Source organism: Streptomyces asoensis (assembly GCF_013085465.1).
GTDB classification, from domain to species: Bacteria; Actinomycetota; Actinomycetes; order Streptomycetales; family Streptomycetaceae; genus Streptomyces; species Streptomyces cacaoi_A.
Map to the genome: position 1 here is coordinate 6,907,575 of NZ_CP049838.1, position 16,598 is coordinate 6,924,172.

Below are 16,598 nucleotides of genomic sequence, written 5' to 3' on the forward strand. Positions count from 1 at the left end.
ACCGTCCCGTGGTCTTCACACGGGGTATCTCTCATCTATCCGGAGGATCCGAGATCGTGACTACCCAACGCACCTCAGGGCGGCGGAAGCAGGCGTTTGCCGCTGCTGCCGCGGTCGCCGCGCTGCTGACCACGGCGGCGTGCGGCGGCGGTGGAGATGACGGCGACAAGGGCTCGAGCTCCGGTGCCGCCGGCTTCGACGCCGCGAACAACAAGGTCGCCCAGGCCTCCGCCGCCAAGAAGGGCGGCACACTGAAGTTCGGTGCCGCACAGGACGCCGACTCGTGGGACACCACGCGTGGCTACTACGGCATGATGTGGAACTTCGCCCGCTACTACAGCCGTCAGCTCGTCACGAACAAGGCCGAGCCGGGCGCCGCGGGCGCCGAGGTCACTCCGGACCTCGCCACCGAGACCGCGAAGGTCACGGACGACGGCAAGACCTACACGTACACCCTGCGTGACGGCATCACGTGGGAGGACGGCAAGGCGATCACGTCCAAGGACGTGAAGTACGGCATCGAGCGCGTGTGGGCGCAGGACGTGCTGTCCGGCGGTCCGACGTACCTGAAGGACGTGCTGGACCCCAAGGGCGAGTACAAGGGCCCCTACAAGGACACGTCCGCGGACAAGCTGGGTCTGAAGGCGATCGACACGCCCGACGACAAGACCATCGTCTTCCACCTCCCGCAGGCCAACTCGGACTTCGAGGAGATGCTGGCCCTGGTCTCGGCCTCGCCGGTCCGCCAGGACCAGGACACGAAGTCCAAGTACGGCCTGAAGCCGTTCTCCTCGGGCCCGTACAAGTTCGCGTCCTACAGCCCGGGCAAGGACCTCAAGCTGGTCCGCAACACCAACTGGAAGCAGGCCTCGGACCCGATCCGCAAGGCCTACCCGGACCAGATCACCATCCAGTTCTTCTCGGACGCCAACCAGCTCGACCAGCGTCTGATCAGCGGTGACCTGGACCTCGACCTGAACCAGACCGGCATGTCGCCGCAGGGCCGCACCACCGCCCTGAAGGAGCACAAGGGCAACCTGGACAACCCGGTCACCGGTTACGTCCGCTACGCGGTCTTCCCGCAGAGCGTCGCGCCGTTCAACAACATCGAGTGCCGCAAGGCCGTCATCCTCGGCGCCGACCACGTGTCGCTCCAGACCGCCCGCGGTGGTCCGGTCGCCGGTGGTGACATCGGCACCAACATGCTGCCGCCGTCCGTCCCGGGTGCCGAGGGTCAGAAGTACGACCCGTACGAGATCTCCGGCGCCAACAAGAGCGGCAACGAGGCCAAGGCCAAGGAGGCCCTGAAGGCCTGCGGTCAGCCGAACGGCTTCAAGACCACCATCGCGGTGCGTAACAACAAGCCGGTCGAGGTGGCCACCGCCCAGTCCCTCCAGGCGTCGCTGAAGAAGATCGGCATCACCGCCGAGATCGACCAGTACGACGGCTCGCAGACCGCCGGCATCATCGGTAGCCCCTCGAACGTGAAGAAGAAGGGCTACGGCATCATCATCATGGGCTGGGGTCCGGACTTCCCGTCCGTCCAGGGCTTCGGTCTGCCGCTGTGGAACAGCAAGTACATCTCGGAGAGCGGTAACAACAACTACGCGCTCATCAACGACAAGACGATCGACGGTCTGTTCTCGTCGTACGTCACCACGCTGGACGACGCCGGCAAGACCAAGATCGCCACGGAGATCAACCACAAGGTGATGGAGGGCGCGTACTACCTGCCCTTCGTCTTCGAGCGGTTCCTCAACTGGCGCTCGGACAACCTGGCGAACGTCTACACCACCGACGGTTACAGCGGTCAGTACGACTTCGTCAACCTCGGTCTGAAGAACCCGAAGAAGTAGTCCCGGCACACCCGCCGAACGGCACGAAAGGCAGGTGAAGGCCGGCGCGGCGGATCCGCGGGTCATCGGACGATCTCCGGTGGCCCGCGGTCCGCGGCGGGCCGAGAGCTGTGCTCGCTTACCTCATCAGGCGGTTGTTCGCCGCCGTAGTGATGCTCGTGGTCATCGTCATGGTGGTCTTCGGCATCTTCTTCCTCATCCCCAAGTGGGCTGGCGTAGACATCGCCTTGAGCTTCGTGGGCAAGCAGGCCGACCCTGCCGCCGTCGAGGGTGTGCGCGAGAAGCTGGGCCTGGGCGACCCGATCTACGCCCAGGTCTGGGAATTCTTCAAGGGCATCTTCGCCGGCCGGACCTACACGGGCGGTGGCGACTCCATCCACTGCGCCGCCCCGTGCTTCGGCTACTCCTTCCGCAGTGAGCAGGCCGTCTGGCCGGTGCTGACCGACCGCTTCCCGGTGACCCTGGCGCTCGCGCTCGGTGCCGCCGTGCTGTGGCTGATCTTCGGTGTCTCGGCGGGTGTGCTCTCCGCGCTCAAGCGGGGCAGCCTGTGGGACCGCGGCGCGATGGTGGTCGCGCTCTCGGGCGTCTCCCTCCCGATCTACTTCACCGGCATGCTCGCCCTGTCGATCTTCGTGTACGGACTGGACCTGTTCGACGGGCAGTTCGTACCCCTGGAGGACAGTTTCAGCGGCTGGTTCGGCGGCATGATCCTGCCGTGGGTCACCCTCGCGTTCCTGTACGCGGCCATGTACGCCCGCATCACCCGGGCCACCATGCTGGAGATCCTGGGCGAGGACTACATCCGTACCGCCCGCGCCAAGGGCCTCAAGGAACACACCGTCATCGGCAAGCACGCCATGCGCTCCACGATGACCCCGCTGCTGACCATGCTCGGCATGGACCTCGGCGCCCTCATCGGCGGTGCGATCCTGACCGAGACGGCGTTCAACCTGCCCGGCCTCGGCCAGGCGGTGCTCAACGCCATCAAGAACCAGGACCTGCCCATCATCCTGGGCGTCACCCTGATCACTTCTCTGGCGGTGCTCGTCGCCAACCTCGTGGTGGACATCCTGTACGCCGTGATCGACCCCCGAGTGAGGCTCTCATGACCGAACTCAGCAAGAGCGGAGCGGCCGTGGGCGAGCCCACCCCCGCCTCGCCCGCGCCGACCGCCTTCCTCGAAGTGCGCGACCTCAAGGTGCACTTCCCGACCGACGACGGCCTGGTCAAGTCCGTCGACGGGCTCAGCTTCCAGCTGGAGAAGGGCAAGACCCTCGGCATCGTGGGCGAGTCCGGCTCCGGCAAGTCGGTGACCTCGCTCGGCATCATGGGCCTGCACACCGCTGGCCAGTACGGCAAGCGCAAGGCGCAGATCTCCGGCGAGATCTGGCTGGACGGCACCGAGCTGCTGTCCGCCGACCCGGAGCACGTGCGCAAGCTGCGCGGCCGCGAGATGGCGATGATCTTCCAGGATCCGCTGTCGGCGCTGCACCCGTACTACACGATCGGTCAGCAGATCGTGGAGGCGTACCGGATCCACCACGACGTCGACAAGAAGACCGCCAAGCGTCGCGCGGTCGAGATGCTCGACCGGGTGGGCATCCCGCAGCCGGACAAGCGGGTCGACAGCTACCCGCACGAGTTCTCCGGTGGTATGCGCCAGCGCGCGATGATCGCGATGTCGCTGGTCAACAACCCCGAGCTGCTGATCGCGGACGAGCCGACGACCGCCCTGGACGTGACCGTCCAGGCGCAGATCCTCGACCTCATCCGCGACCTCCAGAAGGAGTTCGGCTCGGCGGTCATCGTGATCACCCACGACCTGGGCGTCGTCGCCGAGCTCGCCGACGACATCCTGGTGATGTACGGCGGCCGCTGCGTCGAGCGGGGCCCGGCCGACAAGGTGTTCTACGAGCCCCGGCACCCCTACACCTGGGGTCTGCTCGGCTCGATGCCGCGGCTGGACCGTGAGCAGCAGGAGCGCCTGATCCCGGTCAAGGGCTCCCCGCCCTCGCTGATCAACATCCCGTCCGGCTGCGCCTTCAACCCGCGCTGCCCGTACGCGGACCTCCCGAAGGACAACGTCACCCGCACCGTCCGGCCCGAGTTGGCCGAGGTCGGCAGCCGGCACTGGGCCGCCTGCCACCTGGGCACGGAGCAGCGGGAGCGTATCTGGACCGAAGAGATTGCGCCGAAGCTGTGAGTGACGACGAGAAAGCGGTGAAGATCCCCGCGCAGGCCGACGGGCCGACGGAGCAGGGCGCCACCCTCACCAAGGACGCCGCCCCCGGCGAGGTCCTGCTGAAGGTGACCGGGCTCCAGAAGCACTTCCCGATCAAGAAGGGCCTGCTCCAGCGGCAGGTCGGGGCGGTGCACGCGGTCGACGGCATCGACTTCGAGGTCCGCTCCGGCGAGACGCTCGGCGTCGTGGGCGAGTCCGGCTGTGGCAAGTCCACGATGGGCCGGCTGATCACCCGGCTGCTCGAGCCGACCGCGGGCAAGGTCGAGTTCCAGGGCAAGGACATCACCCACCTCGGGGTGAGCGGCATGCGCCCGCTGCGCCGCGATGTGCAGATGATCTTCCAGGACCCGTACTCGTCGCTGAACCCGCGCCACACCATCGGCACGATCGTCGGCGCTCCCTTCAAGCTCCAGGGCGTCGAGCCCGAGGGCGGCGTCAAGAAGGAAGTGCAGCGGCTGCTGTCGGTCGTGGGTCTCAACCCCGAGCACTACAACCGCTACCCGCACGAGTTCTCCGGCGGTCAGCGTCAGCGCATCGGCATCGCCCGCGCGCTCGCGCTGAACCCGAAGCTGGTCGTGGCCGACGAGCCGGTCTCGGCGCTCGACGTGTCGATCCAGGCCCAGGTCGTCAACCTGCTCGACGACCTCCAGCAGGAGCTCGGCCTCACCTACGTGATCATCGCGCACGACCTCTCGGTCGTCCGGCACGTCTCGGACCGCATCGCGGTGATGTACCTCGGCAAGATCGTGGAGCTGGCCGACCGGGACCTGCTCTACAAGTCGCCGATGCACCCGTACACCAAGGCGCTGATGTCGGCGGTGCCGATCCCGGACCCGCGGCGCAAGCACGCCAAGAGCGAGCGGATCCTGCTCAAGGGTGACGTGCCCTCGCCGATCTCGCCGCCGAGCGGCTGCCGCTTCCACACCCGGTGCTGGAAGGCGACCCAGGTCTGCAAGACCACCGAGCCGGTCCTCGTCGAGCTGCGGACCGGCCAGCAGGTCGCCTGCCACCACCCGGAGAACTTCGAGGACCAGGCCCCGCAGGACACCGTCCTGCTGACCGTCGCGAAGGAGGCGGCGGAGCTGGTGGCCGACGAGGTGCTCGCGGAGTCGGCGGAGACGTCGGCCGCGGTGGCGGCGGAAGTGGCGGCCGAAGCGGCTGCCGAGACCGCTGAGCCGACCGAGGCCACCGGGGACACCGAGGCGGTCGACGAGACCGCTTCGGAGGCTTCCGGTGACGACACTCCGGCCAAAGAGAAGTAAGTAACACCGAGCCCCCGCCTTGCAATGTAAGGCGGGGGCTTCGTGCTGGGTGAGAATGTAGGGGTGCTCCAGCAAATCTTCAGCCCCTCCGTCCAGCACACGCTCGACCTGATCGGCATCTTCGTCTTCGCCATCTCGGGCGCGCTGCTGGCCGTCCGCAAGAACTTCGACGTGTTCGGCATCGCCATGCTCGCCGAGGTCACCGCGCTGGGCGGCGGAGTCTTCCGGGACCTGGTCATCGGGGCCGTGCCCCCGGCCGCCTTCACGGACCTGGGGTACTTCCTCACCCCGCTGCTGGCCGCCCTTCTGGTCGTCTTCCTGCACCCGCAGGTGGAGCGCATCCAGGCGGGCGTCAACGCCTTCGACGCGGCCGGCCTCGGCCTGTTCTGCGTCACGGGGACGACGAAGGCCTACGACTACGGCCTCGGCCTCACCGCGTCGGCCGCGCTGGGCGTCGCCACCGCCGTCGGCGGCGGTGTGCTGCGCGATGTGCTGGCCAACGAGGTGCCCTCGCTGCTGCGCTGGGACCGCGACCTCTACGCGGTCCCGGCGATCGTCGGCGCCACCCTGGTGGTGCTCTGCATCCGCTACGACGCGCTCACCCCGCTGGCCAGCGGAGTGGCCGCGGTCACCGCCTTCGTGCTGCGGCTGCTCGCGATGCGGTTCCACTGGCGAGCGCCGCGTGCTTGGAATCGACGCTCGACGGTGCGCGAGGAGTAGTCCCCTTCGCCTTCCCCGTCCCGTCGCCGGTGACCGGGCGCTGGCCCAGCTGGGTGGTCAGCCAGCGGAACGCCGGCACGACCTGCGGCCGCCACAGCGTCATGGTGTGGCCGCCCGCGCTGGTCGGGATGTAGACGACGTGCACGGCTGTCGGCGCCTTCGCCTCCTTCCGCAGGGCCAGGGCCGCCTCGTAGCCGTCCTTCGGCTGGCCGGAGAGGTAGAGGGCCACGGGCGGCGGCACGGTGGCCTTGCGCAGCAGCAGGCAGGGGTTGTTGGCGCGGCGCAGACCGGGGCTCTGCGCGGCGAGGGAGTTGGGCTCGACGATCGGGTCGCTGTAGCCGGACAGGCTCACGGCCGCCCGGTAGCGGTCCGGGTGGGCGACGGCGAGCTTGGCTGCGCAGTGGCCCCCGGCGGAGTACCCGGCGACCGCCCAGCCCTTGGGTGCGGGCTGGGCCCGGAAGTTGTCCCTGACCATCTTCGGTACGTCGATGCTGAGCCAGCTGTCGGCGTTGACGGTGCCCGGGACGTTGGCGCAGCCGGTGTCCACGCCCGGCAGCAGTGTGGTGCGCGGCGCGACCAGGATGAACGGGGCGATCTTGCCCGCGCGCATCAGCGGTGCCAGTTGTTCGTGCACGTGCAGCGTCCCGTACCAGGACTTCGCGGACCCGGGGTAGCCCGGCAGCAGCTCCACCACGGGGAAGGCGCGGTGCGCGTAGGCGGGCTCGTCGTACTGCGGGGGCAGCCAGACGTAGACCTCGGCGTTGACGCCGGAGACCCGGCCCTCGAGCTGGGTGACGCGTACCCCGCCCGCCGCGTGCATGCCCGGCCCCTCGGCCTGTGTGAACGTCTGCCGGACCTTGGGCAGCCGGTCCAGCGCGATCCCGCCGGTGCCGTCGGCGCCCAGGTCGGCGGCCTGCTGCACATGGGTGCCGGTGCCCAGCAGGTCGTCCCACGTGTCGTACAGGCCGTTGGCGTTGTTGACCAGGACGAAGACCAGGGCCACGGCCGTGCCCTGGGCGGACAGCAGCATCATCATCCGGGCCGCGGCGCGCAGGACCCGCGGCCCGCGCAGCCGCGACCACATCAGCAGCGGCAGCGCGACGGCGACCACGGACAGCGCGATCAGGGTGTAGAGGAACGGAGTCCCGGTGAGGCTCATGTCCTTGCAGAGGGGAAACCGGGCGTCGAGGTTACGGACGAGTTCGGACACTTACCAAGAAATTGCCGACCGCTCACCCGAACCGGTCACCGGTGAGCCCCGAATCGGTCATGGGTGGGCTCGGTGTGTTCATCCGGCCGTGGCGCGGCCGCCACCCGGCCGTGGCAACCAAAGCTACCGCTTAGTAATGCACTGTTGTACGGTTCAGGCATGCCAGAAGCAGCTACCGCGGCGGCCGAGCCGGCCTCCATCGCCCTCGTCACGGCCCCCACCGGAGACGGTGAGTTCGAGTTCGACCGCGACACCGCGCTCACCCGACGCGCGCCCGGGGTCTACGACATCGACCTCTCGGCCGGCTGGACGATCATCAGCGCCGTCAACGGCGGCTACCTTCTCGCCGTCCTCGGCCGCGCGCTCGCGGACGCCCTGCCGCACCGTGACCCGTTCACGATCTCGGCGCACTACCTCACGGCGTCCCAGCCCGGCCCCGCGGTCGTCCGCACGGACGTCGTACGCACCGGCCGCACCCTCTCCACCGGCCAGGCCTCGCTCTTCCAGTACGACGAGAACGGCGCCGAGGTCGAGCGGATCCGCGTCCTCGCCTCCTACGGCGATCTGGACACCCTGCCGGACGACGTCCGTACGACGGCGAAGCCGCCCGCGATCCCGCCGATGGACCAGTGCTTCGGCCCCGAGGACGGACCGGCGCCCGTCGACGGCAGCTCCGCGATCGCCGACCGTCTGATGCTCAAGCTCGACCCGTCGACCCTCGGCTGGGCGCTCGGACAGCCCTCCGGCAAGGGCGAGATGCGGGCCTGGTTCGGCCTGAAGGACGGCCGCGACCCCGACCCGCTCTCCCTCCTCCTCGCGGTGGACGCCCTGCCGCCCACCGCCTTCGAGATCGGCCTGCGCGGCTGGGTCCCCACGGTCGAGCTGACGGTCCACGTCCGCTGCCGTCCGGCTCCGGGCCCGCTGCGCGTCTCCATCACCACCCGCAACCTCGCCGGCGGTTTCCTTGAGGAGGACGCCGAGGTCTGGGACAGCGCGGACCGACTGGTCGCGCAGTCACGGCAGTTGGCGCGGGTCAGGCTCGGCTGAGCCCCGGCGCACGGGGGCTTCTGTCACGGAGCTGTACCAGCGCCCCGACCGGTCCACCGAGGCGAACTGCCAGGTCAGCAAGGTTTCTTGAGTTGCGCTTTACCTGATTGACAGGCGAGGGACAGAGGGGCCCCAAGGAAGGCCTAAGCACCGTTGGTTGAGTGCCGGTCTCAGGTCGTCCTCATCTTCCCTGGAGCTGTTTCTCATGAAGCGTGCGCTGATGCCCGTCCGTCTCGCCCCCGCGGTGGCGTTGCTGGCGCTCTCGCCCCTCGCCCTGGTGGCCTGCGGCTCGAGCGACTCCTCCTCGAGCAGCGGGACCTCCGCCCAGCAGTCCTGTCAGCCGCCGTCCGGCAACCCCTCGGGCATGCCGAGCGGCGCCCCCTCGGGAGCGCCCTCGGGAGCCCCGTCGGGCGCGCCGACCGGTGCCGCCTCGGGGCAGCCCACGGGCACTCCGACCGGCACGCCGACCGGTGTCCCGTCGGGCATGCCGAGCGGCGGTCCCGGCGGTGGCGGTCAGGGTGGCCCCGGCGGCGGCCAGGGAGGCGGCTGTGGCGGTCCGGGCGGAGGCCAGGGACAGCAGGCCCAGCAGCAGGGCTGACGGCGGTTCACCCACAGGGGCGGCGCACTCGGGAACGGGTGCGCCGCCCCTGTGTCGTACGGGTGCGTCGTGGGGCCGTCAGTCCAGCCAGTGCCTGCGGCCGATGCTGATGAGCCGCATCTGGCGGGCGGCGAGCCGGCTGACCCGCTCCCGGTCCTCCGGCGAGGACTCCAGTGCCTCCAGGAACAGCGAGGCCGTGACGAGCATCTGGTCGACGTAGAGATGCGAGAGCATCAGCAGGTCGTCGTCGCTCCAGCCTTCGGACTCGGCGTCCTTGGCCAGTTCGGTCTTCACCTCCTCGGCGAACCGGGCCAGTTGGTCCCGGATCGCCTCCCGCACCGGCTGTACCCCGCCATGTCGTTCACGGGCGATGAAACGGACGGGTGCGGGGTACGCGGTCACATGACCGGCGATCAACTCGACAGCGCGCGTGATGCGTTCCTCGCTCGTGTCGGCCGCGGTCACCGTGGTCCGGATCATCGGGTGCAGGCTGCCCAGCGCCTCCTCGACCAGGGCCACGCCCAGATCCGCGGTGGAGCGGAAGTGGCGGTAGAAGGCGGTCGGGGCGACCCCGACGGCGCGGGTGACCTCGCGCAGCCCCAGGCTGCTCAGGCTCTGCTCCTCCAGCAGCACCAACGCCGCGTCCATGAGCGCCTGCCGGGTCTTCTGCTTCTGGGCCTGCCGGATGCCGAGGGTGTGACTCATATCATCCAGTTAACAACTGTTCTCTGGAATTGGAAAGCCGGGGTACACGCTAGACTCGAGAGTCAGTGAACAAGTGTAACCACAACTGTTCACCCAAACTTTACGGAGGGGGATCCGATCCCATGCTGTTCCTCGTTGCGGCCCTGCTGCTGTTCGGCGTCGTCATGGGCACCGTGGCCCACGCGCCGTTCGCCTTCACTCTCGTCGCCGCCGCCGTGATCGCCGCCTGGCTCGGCGTCTTCGCGCTCCGTGAGCGCCACGACCGCCGCCGGCACACCTCGACCCACTGACCCGTCGCACTTTCCTCCACAGGAGCTGACCAGCCATGCAACTCACCGCACCGGCCACCCGCCGCACCGGCGTCCGGGACACCGACGGCATGGCCGTCGCGTCCTTCATCCTCGGCCTTCTCGGCCTGCTCGTCCTCAACGTGTTCCTCGGCCCGATCGCCATCGTCCTGGCGTCGGTCGCCCTCTGGCGCGGCACGGCCCGCCGCGGGCGAGCCTTCCTCGGACTGGGTCTGGGCGTCGCCGACCTCCTGGTCCTGGTGGCGTTCATGCAGGCCGACGCGACGGTTTCCTGGAGCTTCTGACCGCAAGGGCTCACCTGGCAGCGAGGCGTGCCACCCGGCCCCCGTAGAATCGGGGCCACCATGGCATACCTCGACCACGCCGCGACCACGCCGATGCTCCCCGAGGCGGTCGAGGCACTCACCGCGCACCTGGGCGTCACCGGCAACGCCTCCTCCCTCCACGCGGCCGGCCGGCAGGCCCGCCGCACGGTCGAAGAAGCCCGGGAGACCCTCGCGGAGGCGCTCGGCGCCCGTCCCAGCGAGGTCGTCCTCACCTCCGGCGGCACCGAGGCCGACAACCTCGCGGTCAAGGGCCTGTACTGGTCCCGCCGTGACACGGACCCGGCCCGCACCCGGGTCCTGGCCAGCCCGGTCGAACACCACGCGGTCCTCGACGCCGTGCACTGGCTCGGCGAGCACGAGGGCGCCACGGTCGAGTACCTGCCGGTCGACTCCTACGGGCGGGTCCATCCCGAGGCGCTCCGCGAAGCCATCGCCCGCGACCCCCACGACGTGGCCCTGGCCACCGTCATGTGGGCGAACAACGAGATCGGCACGATCCTGCCGGTCCGTGAACTGGCGGACGTGGCGGCCGAGTTCGGCGTCCCGCTGCACGCCGACGCCGTCCAGGCCTTCGGCCAGGTCCCCGTCGACTTCTCCGCCTCCGGCCTCGCCGCGATGACGGTCTCCGGCCACAAGATCGGCGGCCCGTACGGCATCGGCGCCCTGCTCCTCGGCCGCGAGCACACCCCCGTACCCGTCCTGCACGGCGGCGGCCAGGAGCGCCATGTCCGCTCCGGCACCCTCGACGTCCCCGCCATCGCCTCCTTCGCGGTCGCCGGACGCCTCGCCGCCGAGCAGCGCGAGTGGTTCGCCCGCGAGATCGGCGCGCTGCGCGACTCGCTGATCGACGCCGTCCGTACGGCCGTCCCGGACGCGATCCTCGGCGGGGACCCGGTGGACCGGCTCCCGGCCAACGCCCACTTCACCTTCCCGGGCTGCGAGGGCGACTCCCTGCTGCTGCTGCTCGACGCCCAGGGCATCGAGTGCTCCACCGGCTCCGCCTGCACCGCCGGCGTCGCCCAGCCCAGCCACGTCCTGCTCGCCACCGGCACCGATCCCGACCTGGCCCGCGGCACCCTGCGCTTCTCCCTCGGCCACACCTCCACCGAGGCCGACGTCGAGGCGGTCGCCAAGGCCATCGGCCCGGCGGTGGAGCGGGCGCGCGCCGCCGGACTGACGTAACGCCGACGATCTGCGGCGACGGCTGTTGGCTGTGGCGGCGACGGTGGCTGTTGGCTGTGGCGGCTCCCGTCTAGTGTCGACACTCGGCTCGAATCTAAGGGTCACCTGTCAATGCTGCGGCTAGGTGTCGACAGTTGAGTCCTTCTGGTCTACCTTCCGGTGCAGGTTCCCGCCCAGTCCTGTCGACAGAAGGCCACCCCATGACCGCCGAGTCATCGCGCGAACGCCACGTCACCCGACGGAAGTTGTTCCTGCTCGGCGGCGCCGGAGCCGCCGGGCTCGCGCTGCCCGGCCGGGCCCCGGCGGCAGCGGCGCCGGGCGCCGCGCAGGAGACCGCCGCCGGCGAGGAGCTCGTGGAGATCCCGGCCGATCCGGACTTCGTGTTCGCCGCCGACCTGTCGAACAACAAGGGCGCGGGGGAGGCCGCCGCGGTCACCGCCGGCTACTGGCTCGGCGCCTACCAGGTCACCAACGCCCGGTACGGATCGTTCCTCGAGGACTCCGACCGCGCCGCCCCCTCCTACTGGGCCGACGGCGCCGTCCCGTCCGGCAAGGAGGATCATCCGGTCCTCGGGGTCTCGGCGGAGGACGCCGACGCCTACTGCGCCTGGCTCACGGCTCGGGCCGACGGCTGGACCTTCCGGCTGCCGACCGAGGCGGAGTGGGAGAACGCTGCGCGCGGCCCCGGGGCGTACGCCTACCCGTGGGGCCAGGAGGCCGGCACCACCTACAACGGCTCCACCCTGACCAGCAGATACAACTACAACGCGGTGTGCGCCGCGTACTACCTCACCCACTACGGGTCCACCGAGGCGACCTACGACAACCCCGAATCCAGCCGCTACGGCGAGAGCGAACCGATCTCCGACATCCTCGCCGTCACCGCCACCGGCGGGGTGAGCGGCTGGATCGACCACTCGACCTGGACCGGCTTCGTCTACACCGACGTCTTCGACGCGCTGACCGCGACCGGGGGCAACACCTCGGCCGTCGGCGCGTATCCGGACGGCGTCAGTGCGCACGGCGCGTACGACATGGCGGGCAACTGCTTCGAGTGGACCTCCAGCGTGGTCACGGCCACCAACGGCGCCGAGGCCGGGCAACAGGTCAACGCCGTGCGGGGCGGCTCCTGGTACGCGACCGGCCGCAGCTGCGCCACCTGGTACCGGGGCGAGGGCCGCGAAGGCAGCGGCGGCTACGCCACCGTGGGCTTCCGCGTCGCGGCCGACCGGAGCTGAGCGCCGACCGGAACCGACCGCCGATCGGAGCCGACCGCAGTCCTCCTCGTACGCCTCGACCAGTTCCTCGACCAGCGCCTCGACCAGCGCCTCGACCAGCGAAGGAACCGCATGAGCCCGATCCCGTCGAAGTGCCGCCCCGCCGTGGTCGCCCTGCTCCTCGTCGGTGCCCTGGCCACGACCCCGACGGCCACCGCCGGCGAGCGGGCCGCGAGCAACTCCTGCGCGGGCACGCTCTCGTACACCCGGCTGGACACCTCCTCGGCGGCCGCCGCGCAGACCCGGCACCTCGTCACCGGGGACCTGAACGGCGACGGTACGCAGGACGTGGTCGCCGCCAACCTCGACGCCGACTCGGTGACCGTGCTGCTCGGCGCGGGCGACGGGACGTTCGCCGCGGGCACCGCCCACCCGGTCGGTACGCGCCCGTACCAGAGCGTGCTCGCCGACTTCGACGGCGACGGCAGCCTCGACCTCGCGACCGCCGACTTCGGCGGCGCCCAGGTCAGCGTGTTGCTGAACACCGGTGACGGCGGCTTCGGCACGGCCTCGGCGCTCGACGTCGGCACATCGCCGCGCGCGCTGGCCACCGGCGACCTCGACGGCGACGGCACGCCCGACCTCGTCGTCGCCGAGCAGGGCCCGAGCACGGTGCGCGTGCTGCTCGGACGCGGCGACGGCACCTTCGACGACCGGGGCCAGACCGCCACGGGGAGCCAGCCGCACGGCATCGTCGTCGGCGACTTCGACGGCGACGGCGCTGCGGACGTGGCCACGGCCAGTGTCGGAAGCGCCGGGGTCGGTGTGCTGCTCGGTGACGGTGCCGGCGGCCTCGGCGCCGTGGCCGGGTACGCGGCCACCGCCCGTCTCTACTCCCTCGCCGAGGGCGACTTCGACGGGAACGGCACCCTCGACCTGGCCACGGTGAGCAACGGCGCCGATGTGCTGGACGTGCTGCCGGGCAACGGCGACGGGACCTTCGGCGCGGCCACCGGCTACGCCACCTCCGCGCTGCCGGTCGCGGTGGGCGCCGCCGACCTGGACGGCGACGGACTCACCGACCTGATGGTCTCCTCCCTGAAGGGCAACTCGGTGACGCTCTTCCAGGGCGTGCGCGGCGGCCCGCTCACCCCGCTCGCCGAGCTCCCCGCCCCTGGCGCCTATGACGCGGCGGCCGCCGATCTCGACGGTGACGGCGTACGCGACCTCGCGGTGGCCAACAGCACCGGAGGCGAGGTGGACGTGTTCAAAGGTGCCTGCCAGCCACCGCCACCACCATGGACCTGGCCCGGGTGCGCTGGGCCAGGGGCTGCCGCCGGCACTTCCACTGCCGGCGGCAGCCTGCTCAAGAGGCTGGAGTGACTGGCCCGCTGGAGCCGGGCTAGCTGTCCGTGACCATGAGGGACGCCATCATGCCCTCGTCCTCGTGCTGGAGAAGATGGCAATGGAGCATGTACATGTACGTGTCGTCGGTGAAGTCGGTGAACTTCATCGCGATCTTGATGGAGCCGCCGCCGACGACCTCGAAGGTGTCGAACCAGCCGAGGTCGACGCCGGTCGGCGCCTCGCCGTTGATCTCGATCACCTGGTAGGGCACGTCATGCAGATGGAACGAGTGCTCGAGCTGCGTGCTGTTCGTGATCGTCCAGACCTCCTCGGCGTTCAGCGTCGTGCTGATCATCGCCATCCCGGCCATGGTGGTGCCCACCGAGCCGTTGATCGACATGGTCCCGCCGGTGCCCTGACCGAGGGTGATGGTCCGCGCGGTGAAGTCGCTCGTGTCGTACCGGGTGATGGTGTTGAGCGTGCTCGGCAGGGCGGCCGGGGTGTCGGTGGCGTCGGGGGTCACGGTCAGGAAGTCGTAGGTGCCGCTGCCGCCGCGGATCCAGCCGGTGGTGACGACGGCCTGGAGCGTGACCGCGTCCTCGAGGTCGAGGACGAACTCGGCGCGGGCGCCGGCCACCAGCCGGATCGTGGTCACCTCGGTGGGCTCGGTGAGATAGCCCTGGTCGGTGGCGATCTGGGTGAGCGTCCCGCCGTCGCCGCGCTGGACGGTCATGATGTCGGCGGGGGAGGCGTTCAGGACCCGGAAGCGGGTGCGCTTCTTGGTCGCGGTGAAGCCGAGGGTGGTCGAGTCGACGTTGGTGCCGTTGACCAGTACCGGGAAGCTGACGCCGGAGCTGCGATAGCCGGCCGCCTCGTACTTGATGTCGCCGGCGCTGTCGACCGCCAGACACTGGAGGATGATCGGGATGTCGTCGACGCCGTACTCGCTCGGCAGCGCGGCCGAGACGTCCGAGTCGTCCTCCACGATGATCATGCCGGCCAGACCGTGGACGACCTGCTCGGCCGTGGTGCCCAGGGCGTGCGGGTGGTACCAGAGCGTCTTGGCCTCGTCGAGCACCTCGAAGGTGGGCGACCAGGTCACGCCGTCCGCGAAGGCGTTCTGCGGGCCGCCGTCCATCTTGGGCGGGATGTGGGCGCCGTGGAAGTGGACCGAGGTGTCCGCGCCCAGGGTGTTGGTGAAGTTCATCAGGACCGTGTCGCCCTTGGTCCACTTCATGGTCGGGCCGAGGTACGAACCGTTGTAGCCGGCCGTGGTGCTGGTGACGCCGCTGAGCACCTCGCCGGTGCCGGTCTTCGCGGTCAGGGTGTAGGTGGTGGTGCCGTCGGAGGTGGTGGCCTCCAGCAGGTCGGGGATCGTGAGGGTGCCGGTGGCGTCGGCGGCGGACGCCTTGTTGCTGTTGCCGCCCGTCAGCAGGGAGAAGGTGACCCCGGCGGTCCCGACGGCGGCCAGCCCGGCCGCCCCCGCCATGCCGCCGAGGAACTTCCGCCGGTGCAGGCCCTTGCCGTGCCCGCCCTTGGTCTCGCTGCTCTTCGTGTGGCGCTCGTCCTTGGCGCCCCGGTCGCTCCGGGCGTGGGCGCCCTTGCTCTGCCGTCCCGCGCCGGAGGCGGGATCTGTGGTGTGGGTCATGGCCGTGGAGCTTTGGGCTAAGGCCTATGTGAAGACTGGGTCGAAGTTAGGAGTGAGCCGAGGAGGCTGTGTGGCCACCGTGTTCCCCAACTCCATTGAAGAAAAGCCAAGTTGGTGGAACGCAGGTCATGTTCGGGGCGTGGGACACATCGGACGGCCGGCTCTCATCAATTGTTCACGATTTTGAGTACATGTGACCTGCATCACATTGCCTGTGCTCAGGCGGCCGTGGCCTGCGCCTCCCGCACGAGCCGCAGATACCGATCCCAGTCCCAGTGCTCGCCCGGGTCGGTGTGATCCGTGCCCGGCACCTCCACATGCCCGATGATGTGCTCGCGGTCGACGGCTATGTCGTACCGCCGGCAGATCGCGGCGGTCAGCCGGGCGGAGGCGGCGTACATCGCGTCGGTGAAGTCCTTCGGCCGGTCCACGAAGCCCTCGTGCTCGATGCCGACACTGCGCTCGTTGTACGCGCGGTTGCCCGCGTGGTACGCCACGTCCAGCTCTCGGATCATCTGCGTGACGTGCCCGTCCTTGCCGACGATGTAGTGCGCGGCCGCCTTGTGCCCCGGGTCCTCGAACGCCTTCACCGCGCTGTCGAGGTCGCCCTGCGTGACATGGACGACGACCATGTCGATCCCGTAGTCGTCCGGCCGGTCCGCCCAGCGGAAGTTCGCCTCCGACGCCGCCACCCACCGGGCGCCCCGGAAGTCCACGGCGCCTTCCACCCGCTGCCTGCGCACGCCCGGCAGCCGCCAGTACAGCCGCGCCAGCTCCTCGCGCGCCAGCACGCCCGTGCCGACGGCGGCCGCCGCCCCGCCGATCAGCAGGGCGCGCCGCCCGATCCGCCGGTCGGAGTCGCTCTTCCCGTCCCCCATGTCCGTGCCCTTCCTCGCCCCTTGTGATCGTCAACGGATACTCGCGGGCTCC

16 protein-coding genes are annotated in these 16,598 nt (G+C 70.1%); 12 read left to right on the top strand and 4 right to left on the bottom strand.

From position 1 onward, the window contains the following. Positions 1-56: 56 nt before the first annotated feature. From G9272_RS31015 to G9272_RS31035, 5 genes are all read left to right on the top strand, one after another. Complete coding sequence (locus G9272_RS31015; protein ID WP_171399560.1) at positions 57-1,856, top strand: ABC transporter substrate-binding protein; 1,800 nt, start codon at positions 57-59, stop codon at positions 1,854-1,856. A gap of 110 nt (positions 1,857-1,966) precedes the next feature. Then, positions 1,967-2,965: an ABC transporter permease gene (locus G9272_RS31020; RefSeq protein ID WP_171399561.1), complete on the top strand. Its 999-nt coding sequence runs from the start codon at positions 1,967-1,969 to the stop codon at positions 2,963-2,965. Next, positions 2,962-4,059 (top strand): ABC transporter ATP-binding protein, encoded by a 1,098-nt coding sequence (locus G9272_RS31025; RefSeq protein ID WP_171399562.1) that lies wholly within the window; start codon positions 2,962-2,964, stop codon positions 4,057-4,059. Before G9272_RS31020 ends, G9272_RS31025 begins: the two co-directional genes overlap by 4 nt. Next, positions 4,056-5,360: an ABC transporter ATP-binding protein gene (locus G9272_RS31030; RefSeq protein ID WP_171399563.1), complete on the top strand. Its 1,305-nt coding sequence runs from the start codon at positions 4,056-4,058 to the stop codon at positions 5,358-5,360. Before G9272_RS31025 ends, G9272_RS31030 begins: the two co-directional genes overlap by 4 nt. A 63-nt stretch (positions 5,361-5,423) precedes the next feature. Continuing rightward, on the top strand, positions 5,424-6,080 hold the full coding sequence (locus G9272_RS31035; RefSeq protein WP_171399564.1) for a trimeric intracellular cation channel family protein: 657 nt from the start codon (positions 5,424-5,426) through the stop codon (positions 6,078-6,080). Here the strand turns inward: G9272_RS31035 and G9272_RS31040 are convergent. Next, positions 5,989-7,239: an alpha/beta hydrolase gene (locus tag G9272_RS31040; RefSeq protein ID WP_171402256.1), complete on the bottom strand. Its 1,251-nt coding sequence runs from the start codon at positions 7,237-7,239 to the stop codon at positions 5,989-5,991. The two genes, G9272_RS31035 and G9272_RS31040, sit on opposite strands and share 92 nt — an antisense overlap. A gap of 210 nt (positions 7,240-7,449) precedes the next feature. On the opposite strand from G9272_RS31040, the gene G9272_RS31045 reads away from it, so the two are divergent. Together G9272_RS31045 and G9272_RS31050 are read left to right on the top strand one after the other, a co-directional pair. Continuing rightward, a complete protein-coding gene (locus G9272_RS31045) occupies positions 7,450-8,337 on the top strand; it encodes a thioesterase family protein (RefSeq protein WP_020131398.1) in 888 nt (295 codons plus the stop codon). Positions 8,338-8,542: 205 nt separating this feature from the next. Beyond that, positions 8,543-8,935 carry a hypothetical protein gene (locus G9272_RS31050; RefSeq protein ID WP_171399565.1) on the top strand — a complete coding sequence of 131 codons (393 nt, stop codon included), beginning with the start codon at positions 8,543-8,545 and terminating at the stop codon, positions 8,933-8,935. Between the two features lie 78 nt (positions 8,936-9,013). Here the strand turns inward: G9272_RS31050 and G9272_RS31055 are convergent, their stop codons facing one another. Then, positions 9,014-9,640, bottom strand: a complete 627-nt coding sequence (locus G9272_RS31055; protein ID WP_171399566.1) for a TetR family transcriptional regulator — start codon at positions 9,638-9,640, stop codon at positions 9,014-9,016. 122 nt (positions 9,641-9,762) lie between these two features. Here G9272_RS31055 and G9272_RS31060 point away from each other — a divergent pair, with 122 nt between their 5' ends. The 5 genes from G9272_RS31060 (at position 9,763) to G9272_RS31080 (ending at position 14,056) form a co-directional block, all read left to right on the top strand. Next, positions 9,763-9,930, top strand: a complete 168-nt coding sequence (locus G9272_RS31060) for a hypothetical protein (protein WP_171399567.1) — start codon at positions 9,763-9,765, stop codon at positions 9,928-9,930. 35 nt (positions 9,931-9,965) lie between these two features. Then, a complete protein-coding gene (locus G9272_RS31065; protein WP_171399568.1) occupies positions 9,966-10,232 on the top strand; it encodes a DUF4190 domain-containing protein in 267 nt (88 codons plus the stop codon). A gap of 60 nt (positions 10,233-10,292) precedes the next feature. Beyond that, positions 10,293-11,456 carry a cysteine desulfurase family protein gene (locus G9272_RS31070; protein WP_171399569.1) on the top strand — a complete coding sequence of 388 codons (1,164 nt, stop codon included), beginning with the start codon at positions 10,293-10,295 and terminating at the stop codon, positions 11,454-11,456. Positions 11,457-11,656: 200 nt separating this feature from the next. Then, positions 11,657-12,694: a formylglycine-generating enzyme family protein gene (locus tag G9272_RS31075; protein WP_171399570.1), complete on the top strand. Its 1,038-nt coding sequence runs from the start codon at positions 11,657-11,659 to the stop codon at positions 12,692-12,694. A gap of 111 nt (positions 12,695-12,805) precedes the next feature. Further along, positions 12,806-14,056, top strand: coding sequence for an FG-GAP repeat domain-containing protein (locus G9272_RS31080; RefSeq protein WP_171399571.1), 1,251 nt, complete (start codon positions 12,806-12,808; stop codon positions 14,054-14,056). Between the two features lie 19 nt (positions 14,057-14,075). Here G9272_RS31080 and G9272_RS31085 read toward each other — a convergent pair whose 3' ends face one another. Together G9272_RS31085 and G9272_RS31090 are read right to left on the bottom strand one after the other, a co-directional pair. Next, positions 14,076-15,668: a multicopper oxidase family protein gene (locus G9272_RS31085; protein WP_171399572.1), complete on the bottom strand. Its 1,593-nt coding sequence runs from the start codon at positions 15,666-15,668 to the stop codon at positions 14,076-14,078. A 218-nt stretch (positions 15,669-15,886) separates the two neighbouring features. Continuing rightward, positions 15,887-16,546, bottom strand: coding sequence for an N-acetylmuramoyl-L-alanine amidase (locus tag G9272_RS31090; RefSeq protein ID WP_171399573.1), 660 nt, complete (start codon positions 16,544-16,546; stop codon positions 15,887-15,889). Positions 16,547-16,598 lie beyond the last annotated feature (52 nt).

Coding starts and splice junctions, on each gene's coding strand:
- G9272_RS31025 (WP_171399562.1), top strand. CDS start 2,962: ATGACCGAACTCAGCAAGAGCGGAGCGGCCGTGGGCGAGCCCACCCCC.
- G9272_RS31040 (WP_171402256.1), bottom strand. CDS start 7,239: ATGAGCCTCACCGGGACTCCGTTCCTCTACACCCTGATCGCGCTGTCC.
- G9272_RS31045 (WP_020131398.1), top strand. CDS start 7,450: ATGCCAGAAGCAGCTACCGCGGCGGCCGAGCCGGCCTCCATCGCCCTC.
- G9272_RS31050 (WP_171399565.1), top strand. CDS start 8,543: ATGAAGCGTGCGCTGATGCCCGTCCGTCTCGCCCCCGCGGTGGCGTTG.
- G9272_RS31055 (WP_171399566.1), bottom strand. CDS start 9,640: ATGAGTCACACCCTCGGCATCCGGCAGGCCCAGAAGCAGAAGACCCGG.
- G9272_RS31060 (WP_171399567.1), top strand. CDS start 9,763: ATGCTGTTCCTCGTTGCGGCCCTGCTGCTGTTCGGCGTCGTCATGGGC.
- G9272_RS31065 (WP_171399568.1), top strand. CDS start 9,966: ATGCAACTCACCGCACCGGCCACCCGCCGCACCGGCGTCCGGGACACC.
- G9272_RS31070 (WP_171399569.1), top strand. CDS start 10,293: ATGGCATACCTCGACCACGCCGCGACCACGCCGATGCTCCCCGAGGCG.
- G9272_RS31075 (WP_171399570.1), top strand. CDS start 11,657: ATGACCGCCGAGTCATCGCGCGAACGCCACGTCACCCGACGGAAGTTG.
- G9272_RS31080 (WP_171399571.1), top strand. CDS start 12,806: ATGAGCCCGATCCCGTCGAAGTGCCGCCCCGCCGTGGTCGCCCTGCTC.
- G9272_RS31085 (WP_171399572.1), bottom strand. CDS start 15,668: ATGACCCACACCACAGATCCCGCCTCCGGCGCGGGACGGCAGAGCAAG.
- G9272_RS31090 (WP_171399573.1), bottom strand. CDS start 16,546: ATGGGGGACGGGAAGAGCGACTCCGACCGGCGGATCGGGCGGCGCGCC.